The organism is Zavarzinella sp., from assembly GCA_041399155.1.
Classification (GTDB): Bacteria; Planctomycetota; Planctomycetia; order Gemmatales; family Gemmataceae; genus JAWKTI01.
This window is the reverse complement of sequence record JAWKTI010000002.1, coordinates 95,130-115,547: the sequence shown is the minus strand read 5'-3', so window position 1 is coordinate 115,547 and position 20,418 is coordinate 95,130. Positions and strand designations below refer to the sequence as shown.

The window sequence follows — 20,418 nt, the reverse complement described above, 5'->3', positions numbered from 1 at the left end:
TTGATGGCATTACCACCGCGGTTCTTTCTGTGGCTGAGAATTTGCGACGACTCCAAGTCTGGGTAGTTGCATACGTGCGTTGACCAGCAACAAAAAATACGTATGCTTTGCTATTACGGAAGTGCTTTGATCACGACTTTACAGGCGAGGAGCCGCCGCACATGAAAGCGGAAGAACGGAAAGAACTGGAAAAAAATTCGCTGGAAAAAGCGATTCTGAACCTGAAAACCCTCTTCAGTGGCACGCGGTTATACACCATTATTGGGGTGATCGCTCTGATTGTGGCCAGCGTTCTGTTGTGGAATTATTTTTCCAGAGAACGAACCAGTACCCAGGATCAGATTTTTCTGGACCTCGAGAACGCCGATTCAGTTGAAAAACTGGAAAAATATATCACCACCCATCGTGGCACCACCGGTGGGAGCGTTGCGAAGATGCATCTTGCCCGTATTCGACTCGGTAAAGAGGGGATCGGCCAACTGGTGACCAACAACGCGAAACAGCGTCGTGAGGCATTTGCCAGTATCGATCAGGCACGCAAATTGCTGATCGAGCTGACTTCCGAATTGAAAGAAGATAAGACCTTGTTACAGGAATGTTACCGTTCACTGGCTCTGGCAGAAGAAACGCTGGTTTCGGTGCCCAGCACCGAAGGTGGGACAGATTCCTGGGGCAGTGTCGACAAAGCGGTGGAATATTACAATGCGGCGGCGGCGGTTTTCCCAGACCTGGAAGTCAGCAAGAAATACAAAGAGCGTGCGGGTAAGTTAAGTTCAGAAAAAGATCAGTTTATTGCGATGCAAAAAGCAATTTACACTCTGCCGGAGCTACCTGTTGAGGAAAAGAAAGACCCACCGCCGACAGTAAACATTCCTATGCCTACGCCCAAAGATGTGCCGATTCCTAAGATTGACGACCTGCCAAAAGTAGATCCCAAAGGTGGGGACCCCAAAGACAATCCGGCACCAAAGAAAGACGACCCAACACCGCCAAAAACGCCACCTGCGAAGGATATTGAAACCCCAGCACCACCCAAAAAGTAATTGGTGCTGTTGTTCTGATATCAACCCGAATGTCATTTCCTCCATTTTTTCTCATTTTTGCAGTTTGCCTGGCTGAGCCATGATTTCTGAAGACGACCTGGTGGATCCTGACGAGCTTTTCCCACCGGCCACGGGTGCCGTTGGAGAAGTGATTGAATGCGAAGTAAAGGCTCGCTCGGCTGGACTGCGTCTGGACCACTACCTTGCTGCTAATTATCTGTCGTTCAGCAGAAGTGTGCTGCAAAAAGCGATCGAATCGGGCGATATCACCGTCAATGGGAAATCGGTGAAGGCCAGTTACAAAATTCGCCCTGCGGATCAGATTCGGATTCAATTCCCCCCACCGGATTACGATTTGCCCCCACCGGAAGATATTCCGCTGGATATTCTGTACGAAGATCAGTGGCTGGCAGTCATTAACAAGCCACCGAACATGGTGGTTCACCCCGCCAAGGGCAATTGGTCGGGCACACTGGTGAATGCTCTGCAGTTCCATTTCACGGAATTGAGTAATGCCAACGGCACTTACCGTGCGGGAATTGTCCACCGTCTCGACCGCGATACCAGTGGGGTGATTCTGGTCGCCAAAGACACCAACGTTCACCGTGAACTGGGTCTGATGTTTGAGCACCGGCACGTTTTCAAGGAATACGTGGCAATTACCTATGGTGAAATCGACCGCGACAGCGATTATATTGAACTTCGGATCAAACACCACCCATCAGATCGTGTGAAGATGTGCGTCACCGCAGACCGCAAGGATATGCAGGCGAAGGATGCCTGCACCTTTTATGAAGTAGTTGAGCGGTTCCGTGGCTATTCTCTGGTACGTGTGCAGCCGAAGACGGGCAGGACGCACCAGATTCGCGTCCATCTGGCAAGCATCGACTGCCCGGTGGTGGCAGATAAGTTGTACAGTGGAAGGGACCAGTTAAAACGCTCTGATCTGACGCAACTTCTTACCAATGAGGAGGATACGCAGATTATTGACCGCCAGTGCCTGCACGCACAGCGACTGCGTTTTACCCACCCGCGTTTGAATCAGTTGATGCAGTTTGAAGCACCCATTCCGAATGATATGCAGCGGGTATTGGAATTATTAAAAGCCCACCGAAAACCAAGCTGACTACTTGTTGATTCACGGCATGAACGTGTGCAGATCGGTGCGTTGGTAACAACTGCCATAGCAAAGCATTCTTATATTTGTTTGATCGTTATTTGGCAAAAAAGTCAAAAATAATTCCGATCATCACAAACACTTATTCAGAAAAGACTTAGGAAAGCAAGTTCTCTTCAAATCAGCCTTGGAATGGCAAAAAATATCTCAGTTCGCCTGGCACGTGGATATATGTCTAGGTGCGTGGGAAATGAATCCATGTCAAAGACAGGAGCACCGAACGTGGGACACACTACATTCCAAAGGCCCAGTGGGCAAATTGAAACAATGGCTTCGGATAGAGACCAAAGAAGACGGTCAGTGAGGCACAGATACCACCCACTACCAGCAGGTGGCGTGCACCAGAAGTTCGCACAGGTTCGATGGCCGTACGCAGATACATCGCAACCAGCACCTTCAGGTAGTAGCCTGCTGCAATCGCGGCATTGATGGCACCAATGATGGCCAGCACCGACAGCATGTCGTGCATGGGCACAGTGGCGCTGGTATTCAGTGCGTTCGCAAACAACAACACCTTACCCACAAAGCCAGCAGTCAGTGGCAAGCCAATCATGCTGACGACGCACACGGCAAGCAGTGCAGCGGGAAGAGGATTTGTTTTTGCCAGCCCAGCCAGGTCTTCAATCGTATGAACAGGCCGCTCACTGTGGTTCAGATAGGCAAGAATTGCGAAGGCACCGATCGTCATCAGCCCATAAGCAACCAGATAAACCAATAGCGCCTCGTGCCCGCTGGTTTGCAGAATGAATGGAATTGTGCTGGAGGTTGTGGGTTGGTTCGCCAGTGTGGGCATTGTTGCCAGACCGATCAGCATGTAACCAGCATTGGCTACAGAACTATAGGCAAGCAATCGGCGAAGATTGTTTTGCAGCAGTGCCATGAAGTTGCCAGCAAACATCGTTACCACGGCCAGCACCCAAAGCACCAGCAGTGCTTTGCGAAGAAATTCCGGCCCCACCTGAGTTCCTGAAATAGCGGCAAAGCTGGTTAACTTGATCAGTGCGACGAAGCCAGCCACTTTCGGGACAAAAGCCAGGAATGCCACCGTAACGCTGGGCCCCGCCTGATAGACATCAGGTGCGTAAAAGTGGAAAGGAAAGGCGGTAATACGAAAACCGATCCCAGCCAGCATGAAGACCAGAGCAATCAGGCCAGTGGTGTGATGTTCTGCCAACACGGCAACTGGTGCCACGCTGTTTAAAACTGCAATGTTGGTGCTACCGCAAATGCCATACAGATAGCTGAGACCAAAGAGTGCCAGGCCGGAAGAAAAAATACTCAGCATGAAGTATTTGATCATCGTTTCGTTGGTGCGGCCCACATCTTTGCCATGCAGAAACAACAGCACATAGGTGGGGATGCTCAACATTTCCAGTGCCAGGAACAGAGCAATCAGATCGTTGGCACTGGCCGTCAGGCTGACCCCCGCAGTGGCAATTAATAACGAGCCGTAATATTCTGCGGCACGATGGCCGGAAGTTTCCGACCATGCAAACAATATCAAGAGGGCAGAAGAAATGCACATAATCCAACGCACAGCAGTGGCCAGGTTGCTGGGCAGAAACGGTGCCACGGTGGGGATCATTTCCGTTGGAAATGTCAAGGTACGATCGAGTATCAGTGCGGCACCAAGACCAGCCAGTGCAACCACGCCTGCCAGTTGTCTGGAAACCACTTTGCAGGTTGCCAACAGGTACAATACGCAGGCGACACCGACCAGGGTGGCTTCTGGTATGGCCAGTCGAAATGTCTGTTGCAGGGTTTCGTCAATGCTCACAGGTATTCTCGGCTCGTCTTCAAAGGTTTGTTATCGTGCTAACTGTAAACGCGTTGTCATTGCCAGGTGGCTTAAGGAATCCACATCTGCTTTCATGCTGTCCAGGACAAGTTGTGGGAAGACTCCCAGGATCACGCACATCACCAGCAACGGAATTACTGCACAGCGTTCGCGGGTGGTCAGGTCTTTTACTTCAACATTGCCCGGTTCTTTCAGTGGGCCAAAGAACAGGTTTTTCACCAGCGATAAAGTATACCAGGCTCCCAGGAAGATCCCGGCACAGGCGATTCCTGCAAAAGCAAAACCGGAAACATGGCTACTGCGAATGTTGATGACACCTGCCAGCATCAGCATTTCACTGATAAAGTTATTCAGGCCAGGCAGCCCAACGCTTGCGAGGGCAGCCACCATGAAAAAGAAGGTCAAAGTGGGCAGTCGCTTCCAGATGCCACCCATGTCAGGCAGGTTCGCCGTCATGTATCGACGAATCACCAGACCAACCAGCAGGAATAATGCCCCGGTGCTGAGTCCGTGGTTGACCATATGCAGAATACCACCAGCAAGGCCCGCTTCGTTGAAGGATAGAATCCCCAGCACGCAGAACCCGAGGTGAGAGATAGAACTATACGCGATGATTCTGCGAATGTCCGTTGACATCAGAGCACAGAACGCACCATAAAGGATCCCCACGGCGGCAAATGTTCCCAGCAACGGCACACCAAGGTTGATGGCAGCGTGCGGGGTAAGAGGTAACAGAATTCGCAGGAAACCAAAGATCCCCATCTTTGCCAGTAATGCAGACATCATCACCGTTACCCCAGTGGGTGCTTCGGTGTAGGCACCAGGCAACCAGGTATGTACGGGGATCAGTGGGATTTTCACCACGAATCCGGCGGCAAGTGCCAGGAATATCAGGTTTTCCGTGTGTAACCAGGAGGTGAACTGATCTGGTGAACTGGAAGCCACAATCTTCTGCCCCAGCACAATCAAGCGTGGGATCGAAGTGGTGAGTTCTCCCGTCTTCTGGTAAGTGAACATGACGAGAGAAACAATACCAACCAGGGTGATCAACCCACCCGCCAAAGTGTAGAGGAAAAGTTTCCAGGCAGCATCGCGTCGCTTCGGACCTGGACCCCAATTGCCAATCAGGAAAAGGAGTGGAATCAGAGTGAGTTCAAAAAAGATGTAGAACAGCACCAGATCAAAGCTGAGAAATACTCCCAGCACACCGGCGTACAGCAGGAATAACCAGGAGTAATATTGGGCAGGTTGCTCTTCAATAGCATCCCAGGAAAATAGCACCACAGATACGAAGATGAAACTGGCCAGCAATAACATCCACATATTAATGCCGTCGAGGCCGATGAAAAGCTGGACGCCCACAGATTTGTCGGCTGATTTGGCCAGCGGCAGAATCGTCCACGTCGTTGTATTCGTGGGGTGTTCTACGCCTGGGTCGCCAGGCACAAACCGTGGAAAGAACACGGGGCCTGCGTTAAATTTTGCAAGATTCGGGCTGTCACCCGCACGGTTCTGGGTGACATTCTCGGGATTGCCTGCTACCCCTTCCAGTGCACCCAGGCCGACGACTGCCATCAGCACAAACTGCAATATCGCAAAGCCAAGTGCCGCCTGGCGTGCGAGATTCCCTTGCAGGAAGCGCAGAAGGATTGCGACCCCTACGGGAAGTAGAAGTAACACCGGCAGGATACGTTGAATCAGATCAGATGATAACATTGGTGCACAGATCCCGTTCGAAACTCCACCGGTCCATTATTTTGCAAACAGAATTAAGTAGCCAAGTAAGGCCACCACACCCATCACCATGGTGAGTGCGTAAAACTGAGCCAGCCCATTTTGCAGAGGTCGCAATACTTCGCCGGCATAGCGGGGAATATTGGCAACCAGTCGAACCAGATCAAACAGGATCAGTTCGACAATCAGACAGAGCATCGCAAGCATTTGCAGTGGGCGAACCAGCAAGATCTGGTAAAGCTCGTCCACATACATTTTGTTCAGCGATAAGAAATACAGTTGTTTCAGTGACTTGGCGATTTTTGCTGGAATCGCTGGTGCCTGCACATACATCACCCACGCCAGCCCCACACCAGCAACGGCAATCACCGTGCTGATGATCATCATGGTCCAGTCCAGGTGGTAATGGAATGGTTCCCCTTCGAGGGTAATGAATGCGGAGGATTTCTCGAGGTAGTCACTGAATAAGTGATTAAATGGTTGAACTGCCGCACCAATGCCTAACGCACCAACTGCCAGAACCAGCAGGGGAAGTTTCATTGCCCATGGTTCGTGAGGGTGGGCGCTTCCGGCATCTTTTCCGCACCCCAGAAGGTACGGAAATAAGCACGGAAGGTGTAGAAGGCGGTCATGAAGGCGGTCAACAACGCACCGTAATACAGGAGGTTATATTCACCAGCGTAAACGGCATTAGATTCACCGGCTTTGTGGGCCGCTTCCAGAATCAGGTCTTTGCTCCAGAAGCCAGATAACAAAGGCAACCCTGCAAGTGCTGCCGCACCCGCTAGGAAGGTCCAGTGCGTGATTGGTAGCACTTTGCGAAGGCCGGAAAACTGTCGCATGTCAATCACATGATGCATCGAATGCATCACGCTGCCAGCAGACAGGAAGAGCACCGCTTTGAAGAATGCGTGGGTAAACAGGTGGAAGATTGCTGCAAGCACGGCCATCGTGGGGGAGACTGCACCGGAGCAACCCAGTGCCAGAAACATAAAGCCAAGCTGGCTGACGGTTGAGTACGCCAGAACACGTTTCAAATCGTGTTGAGTCAGGGCGATGAACGCTGCCAGAATGGCGGTGATCCCACCCAGTACAGCAATTAAAATCTGAATCTGTGGCGCAAGGATAAACAGTGCAGAACAGCGAGCCAGCAGATAAACACCTGCCGTAACCATTGTTGCTGCGTGGATCAGTGCGGAAACCGGCGTGGGACCTTCCATTGCATCCGGCAACCATACATAAAGCGGGAATTGGGCAGATTTACCAAGGGCTCCACAAAGTGTCAGCAGGCAAGCCACCGGAAACATGGTGGGGAATGTCGTGGCCATTTTTTCTGCGGTAGCAAACAGGTCGTTGAACACAATTGTTGTGCGATCGCCCATGTACCAGAACAGGAAAATGCCCATAATCAGGCCAACATCGCCCAGCCGGGTTACTAGGAATGCTTTGCGGGCAGCACTGGCGGCAGCCGGTTTGGCATACCAGAAGCCCACCAGCAAATAACTGCAGGCTCCCACACCTTCCCAGCCAGCAAACATCAGCAGAAAGTTATCCGCTGTGACCAGCAACAACATCGATGAAATGAACAGACTGACCACCGCAAAATAACGGGTGTAGCCAGTTTCGCCTTTCATGTATGAAGTCGAAAACAGTACGATCCAGGTGCCAATGAAACTGATCACACAGATCATGATTCCTGTCAGCGAATCTGCACGCAGGGTGGCAGGAACTGAGAATTTGGCACTGGTGCCCATTTCCACCTGAAACCAGGTCCCCAGGGACAGTTCAATCGCCTGCTCTGGTGCATCGGCAATTTTGCCAGCAACCAGAATAGCACAGATTGCAGCAAGTGCGGCACCAATCAACGCGGGATAATGGCTGAAGCGGGCGAGTTCCTTCACCCCACCGAACAGTGCAGTGAGAACCGCACCCAGCAATGGCAGCAGAACGACGTAACCAAGCAGATACGAAGGTTCAAACATTGATTTTCTCCTTCGTGCGATCAGGTTCGCGGCCAGCAACAGGCAATTTCGGCATTGGCTCTTCCACTTCCGGTGGAGCAACCGGTTCCGTATCGATCGATTCTGGCAGTCCATCTTCGCGGTAGTTCTGCCACAGCGAAATATCCAGCGATCGCTTCTGGCGGTAGAGCACCAGGAATAACGCCATCGCAATCCCTGCTTCACAGGCAGCCACGGCAATGATCATCATGCCAAATACCTGCCCATGCATGTTGCCATGAAAACGGGAAAAGGCCAGCAGGTTAATGACAACCCCCTGCAGCATTAATTCTGCAGACAGGAACATCAGGATAACGTTTCGTCTGGTCAAAAAGCCGATCATCCCAAGCACAAACAGGATCAGGCCGATTGCCAGGTAATGTTGCAAGGTGATCATACTTTCTGGCCTTCCTTGCGAGATGAAATCACAATTGCCCCCACAGTAGCCACCAGGAGTAAAGTGCCCACCATCTCAACGGCGAGCAGGTGATCGCTGAATAAAACTCGACCAATTGCCGCAACATTCGCTGCGGGTAACTTTTTGGCCACCACACCCGATTGATCAGATACTACACCCGGTGGAAGCGTAGACTGACCGTAGGGTGATACAGGGATATTTTCTGTGCTCGTACGGTTGCCAAGAGCAACCCGCAGTTGTTTCAAGCCAGTCGCAATTGTTCGACAATCTGTTTGAATATCTTCTTTGTTGCCATCTCGGAAAGGCGAATTTTCAAGATCCTTGATTGCATTATCCACTTGTACCAGGTGATGGCTGATATCCGGATCGTTCAGGTTCTTATAGGGTTGATATCGAATTAATGCTTTTTGAGCCCGCTCAATAAAGGCTTTCGCCTGCGCCTTCAATGGTGCAGGTGGCTTACCCATTTCTGTGGGGGCCGACGAGACATAGCCTTCTGGAATCTGATCTGCCGTAGCGAGTGCTTCCGCTTCTGAAATCACCACATCGATCTGGTTGGTGTTGTAGACCCGCTGTAATCCCACAAACAACACACCCAACAGCATAAAGCCAGCAATCACACTTAATGCTGGCTCACGGGTGCGTGCATCTGCACTGGAAACACCATCCTGCTGCGAAAGCATTAAGACAAACAGAAAGGTAACGATGATGGCACCAGCATAGATAATCACAGTGACGGCTGATAGAAATGGCGCACCAAGAAGCAAAAACAGCCCGCAACTGCCCAGAATGACCATGGCAAAAGAGATTGCAGCACGTGCTGCGTTCACGGTGCTGAGCATGTTGAGTGCAAAGATCACCACTACAGTTGAGAATCCCGCAAAAATGACTGTTTCTGCCGATTTGGGGAAGGCTGCACTCAGGCCAGCCAGCAAAAAGGTTGCCAGCCCGGCGATTGCAAGCATGCCTGCAAGCAGCTTCAAACCAGTAGCGCGTCGTACGGCACTTCCCGGAAGCAGGTAGAGCACGCCGATACCGCCCAGAATGACTGGTACAAGCACCGTCCAGGGAACGACATCATCTGATGTGGTGACAGTCACAGAAGACACTACTCCAACGTTGCACAATCGAAACTGGCAACGAATACAAGTCAGTTAATTCAGTACGGGTAATTCTGCAGCCGGCCCCAGTTTTCCGGAACGGGTGCGGACTGGGTCGGTGCCTGCTTTCGTCGTTTGATCAAACACACTCAGCAGTTTTTCTTTGTCGAAAATCATCTCTTCCCGACTTAACCCGGTAAGATCATACAGCGTGGTCAGTTCAATTGCATCGACTGGGCAGGCTTCTTCGCACATGCCGCAATAAATGCAGCGAAGTTCGTCGATGACGAACATTTCGGGATATTTTTCCCGGTCTTTCCATTCGGTGGGTGCAGGTGCAGCCACAATATCAATGCAGTGTGCGGGGCAAGCGGTGGCACACATATAGCAGGCGACGCACTTCACACGACCTTCCGTATCGCGATTCAGGCGGTGCACCCCACGATAGTTGGGGGGTAGATCCGGTTCCTGTTCCGGGTAACTTTCCGTTTTTACCTGTGGGCTGAAAATGTGCCGCACGGTGGTAGAAAGTCCTGCCATCACTGCGGGGATATACATTCGTTCGAGCAAGCCCATCTTGGGAGCTTCAACCCAGTGCACATTCTTTTCGGATGTCGCCATGAGAATTCTCCTAAGTTACGCTACACCAACAGTTTCGGACGAAGGAAGGCTGGCTTTATTAGCACTTTTGCCTTCGCGAGGCTTATCCCGCGTGGTCAACCAGGCGGCACCAACAAAGAGCAGCAGGGAAATCGGCGTCATCACCCACAGAGGGTAGCCAAACTCACGCAGACAAAGGACAGCCAGCAGGTTCAGGATGCACAGCGGGATCATGATTTGCCATGCCAGCGACATCAACTGATCGAACTTGAACCGCGGGATTGTCCAGCGGACCAGAATAAACAGCATCAGGAAGAAAAAGACTTTGGCACCCAGCACCAGAAACTGTGCAATGATACCAGCGGTACCACCAATGGAGCTGATCCCTGGGAAGTGCCAGCCACCACAGAACAGCAATGCCAGGAAGAAGCTGGCGGTAATCATGTGGATGTAGTCGACCATCAGCATCAGGCCCAGTTTCATGGAGCCGTATTCTGTGTGGAAACCACCCACCAGTTCCTGTTCGGCTTCGGGCAGGTCAAACGGGGTGCGGTTACATTCCGCATATACGGAGATCATAAACAGCACAAAACCAAGTGGCTGGTACAGAATAAACCAGCCATTCGTCCCCTGCCAGGCGGCGATTTTTTCAAGATTTACCGAGCCTGCAATCAGGAACACAGCCAGAACAGACATCCCCAGTGGGATTTCGTAACTGATGATCTGAGCACTGGCACGAAGTGAACCGAGCAGAGAATATTTACTGTTGGAAGACCAGCCACCCAGGATGACGCCATAAACGACCAGGCTGGCGATTGCAAAACTCATTAAAATACCCACATCCAGGCCGGGTGCGACTGCCCACAGTCGTTGGGTGCGGTATTCTTCTACCACTTTTTCGTGGGTGGCAACACTTTCTGAGAGATTCTCATTAATTGCCGTAGGATTGGGTGGTGGTGGAGTGGGAGCAAAGGGCACCACGCTGAATGCCAGTAAGGCAGTGATCACACCCACTGCAGGAGCAAGAAAGTAGAAAACACGGTCTACATGTCGTGGGATCAGGTCTTCTTTGAAGAAAAACTTGATACCATCGACCATCGGCTGGAGCAAACCCCAGGGGCCCACACGGTTAGGGCCAACTCGGTCCTGAACGTAAGCGGAAATCTTCCGTTCGGCCAGTGTCAGGTAGGCAACTGAGCCCAAAATGGCAGCAAGTACCACCACAATCAGGCCAAGCGAAAATAGTAGAGCTTCAACGGTCATAGATTCCCATTTGATACGAAAATCGGTGCCAGATGGCTGTCATTCCCTCAAAAAATATCCCGCTACGTGCGTGGGGAGCATTTTTCCCAAATTTCCCATTTCTTTCACAAAGTTACACAATTGTTACAATTTGATGCCATTTTCTGGCACAATTGCAGGCAACTTGCTGAAAAACGGGATTTCTTTGGCGAGTTCGGTGCGGACCAGATCACTGCGGAACAAGCCGTTCCGCCCCAGCAGATCGTGGAATAACTGACCTTCGCTTCTCGCTTCACCCGGTGATTGTGTTGCTTTCTTCAGGCACTGTGCCAGATCGCCATGGTTCACAAAGGTGCCATCTTTTTCGGTGAAGCCAGCACTGGGCACCACCCAATGAGCGTGGGCAGTAATCGCATCGGCAAACAGCGAGGTTGCCACCAGAAAGGGGACCCGTTCCAATGACGTAAGTGCCTGACCTGCAAGAAGTTCCGTCGAAGGATAGCCGCCAGTCCAGATCAGAGATTCCACTTTGCCCTGCTGAATCGCATCATTTAATCGTGCCAGTGGAATGATCTCGCCTTGCAGCTTTTTCAGGACTTCTTCCACCCCACGGCGGTTGGGGGCTTTTTCCGCACGAATGGTGAACTTTGCTGGCTGCTTCACATTCCCGCGGCGGTCTTTAGGAAACTGGTCGTCCTCGCCCACAAATGGAACATGGCCCAGTACCAGTGTTGCTTTGGACGAAAGTTGTTTGGCGAACTTTGCAACTAAATAGGCTTCTTCCACCGTCAGGAATGGTGAAATTGTTACCCACACCCCATCTGGTTTTGCGGTTGCACGAAGCTTCCATTCTTCATTCAGTTTGGCCACTGACTGAACGTATGGCGTTGGCTGCCATTTGGTAGTGGCTCCGTCTGGCACCCGTTGAACCGTGCGGGAAAACCGCACTTTGGAGTTCAAATAATGGTAACCATGGCGACCTTCATCGCACATGAAGTAGCCCTGAGCCTGGGGTTTTCCCGTGGCCGCAGGCGAAAGACAACATTTTTGTTGGTATCGACTTCAATACTACAGCCCGTGCTGCACCCTGCACAAACGCTGTCGTTGCTTTTGAGGTACCAGACACGCTGTTTGTATAGAAAATCTTTGCTGCCCAGGGCTCCCACCGGACAGAGATCAACCACGTTCCCTGCAAGTTTGTTTTCCAGTGGCTCTCCGGGAAATACATCAATTTCCGCATGGTGACCACGACTGACCACCTGAAGCTCCGCAGTACCAGCAACTTCGCGGGTGAACCGCACGCACCGACTGCACATGATGCAGCGATCGGTGAACAGGGTAATTTTGGAGCTGAGTTCAGGTTTATTCGGTGGCTGGTTCTTTTCATCAACCAGTCGAGATTCGCTGCGACCGTAGGTAAAACTGTAATCCTGCAGCTTGCATTCGCCCGCTTTGTCGCACACCGAACAGTCCAGTGGGTGGTTCAGCAGCAGGCCTTCCAGCGTGTCCGCCTGGGCTTTTTTGGCTTTATCACCCGGGACGTAGTTATCCGGATATGGCAATCGTGGCAGATCGGCAGGTCGCTTCTGGTATTCACCCGTCACAATGACTGTGCCATCTTTGACAGGAGTCTGGCAGCCGGGGAAAACCTTGGGAATCATGGTCACTTTGCCATCTTTCAGGTCGCCCATTTCAATCAGGCACATGCGGCACGATGCCACTACAGTCAGTGCGGGGTGGTAGCAATAGTGGGGCACTTCCACGGCAGCACGTTGGGCAACCTGGATGCAGTTTAATCGCTCTTCCCCGATGTCGACCGGCTGGTCGTTCACATATACCGTTGCCATACTACTCTCAAAAAATTATCAACTGGGCTTAATTATTGTCCGAACGAAAAATTCAGATTCTGCATGAATTATTGCTGCTGCAATAACTGCTGAATTTCTGGAACCGTTTTTCGTTCTACACCTTGTTGCGTCAACACCGCCCCACCTTTAGTGAGAGATTCCTGAGGATAAGCCCAGATCCCTTCCGGTTGTGGGTTGGGAATAAGAATCAACACCCCTGCCTGGATTAATTCGACCAGTTTGCGGTCGGCCTGCTGAATGGCAGCCCACGTTTCCTGACTGGTGGGAACCTTCCCGTTGGTGGCATAAGCCGTGTACATAAAAGTATGCAGGCTCTTCAATTCGGCTTCGGTTACGGTGCGAACAACTGCCTTGCGAACGCCCTGTGCACCAGGAAGATTGACGACACCCGGTGCCAGATTGGGACCAGAACCCGCATTACTGGATTCGTCCGACTTTTTGTCGCACCCTGTGGTGAAAATCCCAACCGTCAACAGCAACAAAGCATACCGCATGATGCACCTCTGGTTCAGAATCAATGCACCAGCGCCAGACTTTGGATGGTGCTTTTTCGACCGGACTTAATCGCGTCTTCGAATTCCTGCCGAAACTTACGAATGGCATTCTTGACCGGCCAGCCCGCACCGTCGGACAAGCCGCAGATAGTGGTTCCTGGCATAATACCAATTCGGTCTGCAACATCGATTAAGATATCCAAATCTTCGCGTCGCCCAAGGCCCCGGCGCAGACGATCAGTGATTTTCAGCATCCAGCCAGTACCTTCCCGGCATGGAGTGCACTGCCCGCACGATTCGTGGGCATAAAACTGGCAGACGTTGTGCAGCACATCAATCATGCTGGTCTGATCATCAATCACAGTCAACGCACCCGTTCCAAGGCCAAGACAGCCTACTTTCCCTGGTCCGTTAAAGTCGAGAGGGATATCCAGCTCATTTTCGGTCATGAAGCCCATACTCAGGCCACCAGGAATCACCGCTTTCACCGTGCGGTTATTACTGACCCCACCGGCATAATTATTGATCAACTCTCGCGAGGTGACGCCCAGAGGTAATTCCCAACAGCCCGGATTGTTCACATGACCAGAAACACAATAAAGTTTCGGTCCATAACTGCCCGCATCGCGTGGGTTGTTGGGATCTGGTGCGACACCAATTGATTTGAACCAGTCGATGCCACGTCGCATGATCTGGGTAACGCACGCCAGAGTTTCCACATTGTTCACAATGGTGGGCTTGCGAAAGGCCCCTTCAATTGCGGGAAAAGGTGGCTTGATGCGTGGCCAGGCCCGTTTCCCTTCCAGACTTTCAATCAGGCCAGTTTCTTCACCGCAAATATAGGCCCCGGCCCCACGGTGGAGGAAAATATCGAGGCAAAACTCGGTTCCGAGAATGTTTTTGCCTAACAGGCCCGCTGCGTACAATTCATCAATCGCCGATTGTAACGCCCGGTATGCGGTGCCGTATTCATAACGAATGTAAAAATAGGCAGTCTGACTGCGGATTGCGTAGCACGCCAGCATCACCCCTTCCAGCACCTGGTGGGGATCTTTTTCCATGAGAATGCGGTTATTGAAGGTACACGGTTCACTTTCATCCGCATTGATGCACAGATAGATTGGACCCGGATGATCTTTGGGAAGAAAAGTCCATTTTAATCCGGTTGGAAAGCCTGCACCACCCCGACCACGCAGGCCAGAGTTTTTCACAGTGTTGATCACATCGACGGGGGCCTGCTCTTTCAGGGCTTTTTCGAGCGCGGAATAACCACCATCTTTTCGGTAGCCTTCCAACCGATGACTATCCGGCTGGGCAATCCGTGCGAGCAAAACTGGTTCATGCTGTGCCATAATCTACTCAAAAAAATCCCTGGTGCCACCAATCTCTCTCATCAAAAACTCATTAATTATTCATTAATTTTCATGAGTTTACCGATGCGAAGTACTGATCTACTTTCTCGGTGGTGGCGTTCATCATATGTTCATCGTTAATTAAACAGGCGGGTGCCCCTTCACAGGCACCAATACATTCGGCAAATTCCAGGCTGATCCGCCCATCGGGTGTGGTCTGGCCGGGGGCAATTCCCAGTTTTTCCGCACAGTGGGCTATTAGTTTGTCCGCACCTTTCAGGTGGCAGGCCAGGCTGCGACACACCCAGAACCGCGTCTGGCCCAGTGGGTTCGGTTCTTCCCGAAAAAACTGGTAAAAAGTCATCGTGTCGTGCACTTCGGACGGTGCGAGATCGAGCATCTCGGCGATTTCTCGAATCGCTTCCAGTGGCACGCACCGCAAAGCATCGTGAACAATGTGGAGTGCGGGCAGGGTTACCGCCTGTTTGCTGGGGTAACGTGGGATGTACGCTTCGATTTTTTCTCGGATTTCGGCTGTTAGCACACCCATCATCACTTCCCGTAATACACTTCCAACAAAAAATAATACGAATCACCCAGTTCGGCTGGTTTAGCGATCCAGTTCTGCCGCAATAATGTTCAAGCTACCCAGCACGGCAGGCACATCGCCAATGGTGTGCCCTTCAATCAGGTGGGGGAACATGGCAAAATGGATAAATGACGGCGGTCGAGTTTTCGCACGATACGCCCCACCTTCCCCATCGGAAACAATGTAAAAGCCCAGTTCACCGTTTGGCGCTTCCGTGGCTGCGTAACATTCATCAACTGGTGGCTGCCAGCGACGATTCCACATGAACAACTCGAAGTGCTGAATTAAACCTTCGATACTTCGATACGTGGCTGATTTATCTGGAATCGTCAGTTTATCATCCACACTGATGTTGACTGGGCCAACGGGAATATTTTCAATCGCCTGAGAGATAATGCTGGCACTTTCCCGCATTTCTTCCATCCGCACCAGATAGCGTGCGAGGCAATCGCCATCGCGGGCACAGATCACCCGGAAATCGAAATCGTTATAGGCCAGATAGGGTTCGTCTTTACGAAGATCCCGCACCACGCCGGAGGCACGGGCGATTGGTCCAGCAGCACTGCGGCTGATCGCTTCTTCCTTCGACAACACGCCAACGCCTTTGGTGCGGTCAAGAAAGATTTTATTGCGATTGAGCAGCTTGCAGATGTCGGCATGTGCTTTCGGAAACTCTTCGCGGATAAACTTGCGAATCAGTTCCACCCAGCCATCATCCACATCGAACATCAGCCCACCCACGCGGGTGTAGCTGGGGTGAAAACGCTGGCCAGCCATCCGTTCAAAGATGTTGTACACCTTTTCCCGCATGTTAAACGCATACAGAAAGCCGGTAATTCCACCCAGGTCGAGGGCACAGGCCCCCACGCAGAGCAGGTGGTCGCTGATGCGGGCTAATTCTGCAATAATTGTACGAATGTACTTGCATCGTGGGGTCAATTCGATCCCCATCAACGTTTCCACTGCGTGATGCCACGCAACTTCGTTGGCAATCGGCGAAATATAGTTCATCCGATCAACAATCGTCACGTACTGATTAAAGTCGAGGTCTTCGCCCAGTTTTTCGAAACCACTATGCAGGTAGCCAATATCGGGCACCGCTTTGATGATGGTTTCCCCTTCCAGCGTCAGCACCAGCCGCAGCGTGGTGTGCGTCGCAGGGTGCTGCGGGCCAAAGTTCAGTGTGTACTGAAATTCCTTCTCCGGTGCATCGGTGGCAGTGGGAAATGGATTCGCGAGTGTTACTGGCATCAAAAAGACTCCATATTCACCACTGAATTAACTTTCGGACCGGATGACAGATTCGAAATTGTGCCGCTCGCCAAGTCCACGCATTGGGTAATCCTTTCGCAGTGGGTACGAAACAAAGCCTTCCGGCAGCAGAATTCGCCGCAAGTCCGGATGGCCAAGGAAGTTAATGCCAAACATATCGTAGACTTCCCGTTCCAGCCAGTCCGCACCCTTCCAGATGGGGTACACACTGTCGACCGTGGGCTCGGGATCGTTCAGCATCACTTTCAGGAACACTCGGGCAGATGTTTGAGTATTAGCCAGGGCATACACCACGCCATAGCGATCAGTGGCGTTGGGGTATTGCAGATAATCAATACCAGCGATGTCAACCAGCAGATCGAAGCCCTTGGCCGACAACCATTGTGCGGTGGCGAACAGATGTTCTGCAGGCACAGTCCAACGCTGGTTGGAACGAAACTGCGATGGTTCCACCACAATCTGTGGGTAGCTGGTTCGGAATTGTTCCAGAAGTTCTGTCATTGTAAGTACTTGCAGTGTAAGGGCTTAGTTTTGTTGTCGGGTTGCGGTGTTGTAGTCGCCGGGCACAATAATCGTTTCTTCTGGTGCCAGTTGTTCCACCAGCCGATTGGGGCCAGTGTAGAGATTCCGCTCGGCAAATTCGCTAGCATCGACTGTGCCAGTAGCCTTTACTTTTTCCTGCAGGTCGAGCACCGCCCGAATCAACTGTTCCGGACGCGGGGGACAGCCAGGCACGTAAACGTCAACCGGGATAAACCGATCAATCCCCTGCACCACCGCGTAGGTATCGAACACCCCACCAGAAGAAGCACAGGCCCCCATGCTGATGCACCACTTCGGTTCTGGCATTTGCAGCCAGATCCGTTGCATTACGGGCACCATTTTCATCACCACCCGACCAGCCACGATCATCAGATCGCACTGCCGTGGGCTGAAACGCATCGCTTCCGAGCCAAAACGGGCGATATCGTAGCGACTGGACGCGGTGGCCATTAACTCGATGCCACAGCAGGCAGTGGCAAATGGCATCGGCCACAGGCTGTTGGCACGGGCCTGATTGGCAATCCAGTCCAGTTTGCTGACGATGAAGTCGGGAAAAGCTACCGCCATTGAAAAACTCCTTTTCGCCATGCGTAGATATAACCGACGACCAGCGAAAAGATAAACACTATCACTTCCCAGAAGACGATTCGGCCAAAAAGTTCCTTCCATGCGGTGGGGGTTGAATCGGCGTAAGCCGTTACCGCCCAGGGATATAGGAACAATAACTCAACGTCGAATACCAGAAAGAGAATTGCGATCAGGTAATATTTAATGTCGATGTGCATGCGGGCAGACCCCACAGGATCCATCCCACTTTCGTAGGGCATTAACTTCACGGTAGTGGGTTTAGCGGGCTTTAACCCAAGCAGGTGCGTCAATTGAGATGCACACAACGTGCCCACGGCGAATAGGAAAGCGACGCCGAGGAAGATAAACACTGGAAAATAGTCCGCAATGTTAAAAGCAGACTCTACCCCAGCGGTGGTAACGACAACTTCGCTGAAAATCATTGGTCTTTGGTTCCGAAAGGCACCACCGCACCACGGGTTGGTGGAACGCACATGCCCACATACAGATGATAGTGGGGTGGGCGTTCAGGTCAAGCAATCCCCCACAAAACAGGGGTCGAGATGAAGATTTCTTCATTTTGCCGCAGGTTGGTGAAATACCCGCTCCCACCCATGAATAGAGGTTTGTTGTTGCAATCAATGTTGAAGGGGATTAAGTTGTATTGAGCAACAGCTAAATAAGGCTTCAAATGCGATTGGAGCAGCAATCGTTTTGTACCAAACTACGCGACTTCTGCTCAATCGCGGGACTTTCTTACCTGAGAATCGCCTTGCCAATCCCAGACTACCAGTCAATTATGTTGCCGTTACTGCGTTTGACCTCTGATGGCAATACGCATTCATTCCGATCTACGATTGACAAACTTGCAGAAGAATACAGTTTGACTACAGAAGAGCGAAATGAACTGCTTCCAAGTGGAAAACAACCAACTTTCGACAATCGAGTCGGTTGGGCCAGGACATATATGACAAAGGCGGGGCTACTGTTTGCACCGAAGAAGGGTCTGATTCAGATCACGCCTCGCGGCACGCAGGTACTCAACCAAAACCCAACTCTGATCAACGTTCCATTCCTTGAACAATTTGACGAATTTATTGCTTTCCGAACTTTCTCAGTAGTGGAATTGACAATCTCAACCGGTGGCGATTCTACTTTATTTTCCATATTACCTTTACAATTGAAACTAAGGATTCCCCAACAGGGATTGGCGCAAACATGCAAGTTCGCTAGGATTAGAAGAAGATGGCCTGATTAACAAGATTACTTTAAAGATTGGAATATTTCGTAATCTCAGCATGACCAGCTTAGACAGGAGTAGTATGTGATGGCAGTGCTTTGGAAAATCGCCATAGGAGTCTCAACGCCGTTGGGACTTCTTGGTCTGGCTATTGCTGTTGCATTTTTTTTATACTCTAGGCGACTCAAGTTCAAGGAACGCACTATCACAAGTTTGCCTGAAGATGAAAGGAGTAGCTATGTAAACGAGAGACTAGCGGCAAGAAAATTTTCAGTTGACAATCTAACTCGAGAACAAAAAGTTAAAGTCCTCTTGGAAGATATCGCAAAAAGTCACGATAGATTTCGCCTATTTGCGATTTCAGCAAGTATAGTTTTTATTGTCTGTTTCTTAATAGCCAGCATATCTGTAGTGTTTTTAACTTATCTTTCATCGTCTGTGAATAAATCTACTATTGAGGAACCGTTAAAAGAAGACGTATCCAAGCCTAGGAAATTTGAAATTTCAGCATTTGAATTTTCTGAAGACTATCAGAAAAATGATGGAATCAGCTTCCCACAATTCGATCTTCAGCTTAGAAATCCTATGAGCGAGCCAGTAGTGCTTACACATGTGCGATTTAATATAAAGAAAGTTTGGAAGTTACGATTGACTGAGGGTGCAATGACACTTCCAACCGCCAGCATCCTGCTGCCTTCGCAATTTTACGATGTTGGGGATTTCGACGACTCCGATGAACCTATCGAGTTGAAGAGCGAAATTGGATTTTCCGTGGCAGGGAAGAATGCCGATCCAAAAATTGCAACGTTTTCTCAAAAAGTATCACATATAATAAAAAGTGGCGAGGCAGATCGCTTAGTATTTAATTACCGCGTTGGAAAGTTTTTTTCATTGATTGACCCTAGTAGTGGCCTACCTGTAAGACAGTTGTGTGTAACACACATTTATTGCATTCTTTTGAGTGTTTCACTGAGATATAACAATGGTCATGAAATTGAGTCGGGCGATTTGCTTTTTCCTAATTACTATAAAAATACTATTGAACAGCTAACTATAAATAATCAAAAAGATATCTTTGGCTCTCGAGAAGAGTGGGTAGGGGAATTGATGAATTGCATTCAAGAAATCAATTCAACGAATGCAGGCAAATCACCTGCTTTAACTAAAATTGTCTCGCTGGCTAATGTAATCGTGTCGGATAGCAAGTAGACATGATTGAATGATGATCGTTGCCTCATTTAGAAGATATTTAGAAAAAATATATTATATTATACATTGTGATTCCTTCACAAGAATATTTAGCCCAGCCACGGGAGAACTTGTCTCGCACTTGCTGTCCGAGACGTTATTGCTGGTATTGGCACACATTGAGTTTCGATTG

21 protein-coding genes are annotated in these 20,418 nt (G+C 50.6%); 4 read left to right on the top strand and 17 right to left on the bottom strand.

Going from position 1 to position 20,418, the window contains the following annotated elements:
* Positions 1–161 precede the first annotated feature (161 nt).
* Both R3B84_10555 and R3B84_10550 read left to right on the top strand, forming a co-directional pair.
* On the top strand, positions 162–1,043 hold the full coding sequence (locus R3B84_10555) for a hypothetical protein (GenBank protein MEZ6141001.1): 882 nt from the start codon (positions 162–164) through the stop codon (positions 1,041–1,043).
* A 79-nt stretch (positions 1,044–1,122) separates the two neighbouring features.
* The gene (locus R3B84_10550; GenBank protein ID MEZ6141000.1) at positions 1,123–2,169 is read left to right on the top strand and encodes an RluA family pseudouridine synthase; all 1,047 of its coding nucleotides are present in this window, start codon (positions 1,123–1,125) and stop codon (positions 2,167–2,169) included.
* Between the two features lie 283 nt (positions 2,170–2,452).
* On the opposite strand, the gene R3B84_10545 is transcribed toward R3B84_10550, so the two are convergent.
* From R3B84_10545 to ndhC, 17 genes are all read right to left on the bottom strand, one after another.
* Positions 2,453–3,997, bottom strand: coding sequence for an NADH-quinone oxidoreductase subunit N (locus R3B84_10545; protein MEZ6140999.1), 1,545 nt, complete (start codon positions 3,995–3,997; stop codon positions 2,453–2,455).
* Positions 3,998–4,027: 30 nt separating this feature from the next.
* Positions 4,028–5,734, bottom strand: a complete 1,707-nt coding sequence (locus R3B84_10540) for an NADH-quinone oxidoreductase subunit M (GenBank protein MEZ6140998.1) — start codon at positions 5,732–5,734, stop codon at positions 4,028–4,030.
* A 36-nt stretch (positions 5,735–5,770) separates the two neighbouring features.
* Positions 5,771–6,292: a hypothetical protein gene (locus tag R3B84_10535; GenBank protein ID MEZ6140997.1), complete on the bottom strand. Its 522-nt coding sequence runs from the start codon at positions 6,290–6,292 to the stop codon at positions 5,771–5,773.
* Entirely contained in the window at positions 6,289–7,734 is a 1,446-nt protein-coding gene (locus R3B84_10530) for an NADH-quinone oxidoreductase subunit L (protein MEZ6140996.1), read from the bottom strand. The genes R3B84_10535 and R3B84_10530 overlap by 4 nt, the downstream gene beginning before the upstream one ends.
* Positions 7,727–8,149: an NADH-quinone oxidoreductase subunit NuoK gene (nuoK, locus tag R3B84_10525; protein MEZ6140995.1), complete on the bottom strand. Its 423-nt coding sequence runs from the start codon at positions 8,147–8,149 to the stop codon at positions 7,727–7,729. The genes R3B84_10530 and nuoK overlap by 8 nt, the downstream gene beginning before the upstream one ends.
* Positions 8,146–9,279, bottom strand: coding sequence for an NADH-quinone oxidoreductase subunit J (locus tag R3B84_10520; GenBank protein MEZ6140994.1), 1,134 nt, complete (start codon positions 9,277–9,279; stop codon positions 8,146–8,148). The genes nuoK and R3B84_10520 overlap by 4 nt, the downstream gene beginning before the upstream one ends.
* A gap of 45 nt (positions 9,280–9,324) precedes the next feature.
* Positions 9,325–9,891, bottom strand: coding sequence for an NADH-quinone oxidoreductase subunit I (locus tag R3B84_10515; protein ID MEZ6140993.1), 567 nt, complete (start codon positions 9,889–9,891; stop codon positions 9,325–9,327).
* Between the two features lie 15 nt (positions 9,892–9,906).
* The gene (gene nuoH / locus R3B84_10510; GenBank protein ID MEZ6140992.1) at positions 9,907–11,133 is read right to left on the bottom strand and encodes an NADH-quinone oxidoreductase subunit NuoH; all 1,227 of its coding nucleotides are present in this window, start codon (positions 11,131–11,133) and stop codon (positions 9,907–9,909) included.
* Positions 11,134–11,256: 123 nt separating this feature from the next.
* Positions 11,257–12,105, bottom strand: a complete 849-nt coding sequence (locus tag R3B84_10505; GenBank protein ID MEZ6140991.1) for a molybdopterin-dependent oxidoreductase — start codon at positions 12,103–12,105, stop codon at positions 11,257–11,259.
* Positions 12,069–12,959 carry a 2Fe-2S iron-sulfur cluster-binding protein gene (locus R3B84_10500; GenBank protein MEZ6140990.1) on the bottom strand — a complete coding sequence of 297 codons (891 nt, stop codon included), beginning with the start codon at positions 12,957–12,959 and terminating at the stop codon, positions 12,069–12,071. Before R3B84_10500 ends, R3B84_10505 begins: the two co-directional genes overlap by 37 nt.
* 68 nt (positions 12,960–13,027) lie before the next feature.
* Positions 13,028–13,474: a hypothetical protein gene (locus tag R3B84_10495; protein MEZ6140989.1), complete on the bottom strand. Its 447-nt coding sequence runs from the start codon at positions 13,472–13,474 to the stop codon at positions 13,028–13,030.
* Positions 13,475–13,494: 20 nt separating this feature from the next.
* On the bottom strand, positions 13,495–14,826 hold the full coding sequence (gene nuoF / locus R3B84_10490) for an NADH-quinone oxidoreductase subunit NuoF (protein ID MEZ6140988.1): 1,332 nt from the start codon (positions 14,824–14,826) through the stop codon (positions 13,495–13,497).
* 70 nt (positions 14,827–14,896) lie between these two features.
* Positions 14,897–15,379, bottom strand: a complete 483-nt coding sequence (locus R3B84_10485) for an NAD(P)H-dependent oxidoreductase subunit E (GenBank protein ID MEZ6140987.1) — start codon at positions 15,377–15,379, stop codon at positions 14,897–14,899.
* A 57-nt stretch (positions 15,380–15,436) separates the two neighbouring features.
* A complete protein-coding gene (locus tag R3B84_10480; GenBank protein MEZ6140986.1) occupies positions 15,437–16,666 on the bottom strand; it encodes an NADH-quinone oxidoreductase subunit D in 1,230 nt (409 codons plus the stop codon).
* A 27-nt stretch (positions 16,667–16,693) separates the two neighbouring features.
* Positions 16,694–17,188: an NADH-quinone oxidoreductase subunit C gene (locus R3B84_10475; GenBank protein MEZ6140985.1), complete on the bottom strand. Its 495-nt coding sequence runs from the start codon at positions 17,186–17,188 to the stop codon at positions 16,694–16,696.
* Between the two features lie 24 nt (positions 17,189–17,212).
* Positions 17,213–17,797: an NADH-quinone oxidoreductase subunit NuoB gene (gene nuoB / locus R3B84_10470; protein MEZ6140984.1), complete on the bottom strand. Its 585-nt coding sequence runs from the start codon at positions 17,795–17,797 to the stop codon at positions 17,213–17,215.
* Positions 17,788–18,240, bottom strand: coding sequence for an NADH-quinone oxidoreductase subunit A (gene ndhC, locus R3B84_10465; protein MEZ6140983.1), 453 nt, complete (start codon positions 18,238–18,240; stop codon positions 17,788–17,790). The genes nuoB and ndhC overlap by 10 nt, the downstream gene beginning before the upstream one ends.
* Before the next feature lie 329 nt (positions 18,241–18,569).
* Here ndhC and R3B84_10460 point away from each other — a divergent pair, with 329 nt between their 5' ends.
* Together R3B84_10460 and R3B84_10455 are read left to right on the top strand one after the other, a co-directional pair.
* A complete protein-coding gene (locus R3B84_10460) occupies positions 18,570–19,055 on the top strand; it encodes a winged helix-turn-helix domain-containing protein (protein ID MEZ6140982.1) in 486 nt (161 codons plus the stop codon).
* 69 nt (positions 19,056–19,124) lie between these two features.
* Positions 19,125–20,246: a hypothetical protein gene (locus R3B84_10455; protein MEZ6140981.1), complete on the top strand. Its 1,122-nt coding sequence runs from the start codon at positions 19,125–19,127 to the stop codon at positions 20,244–20,246.
* Positions 20,247–20,418: the final 172 nt, after the last annotated feature.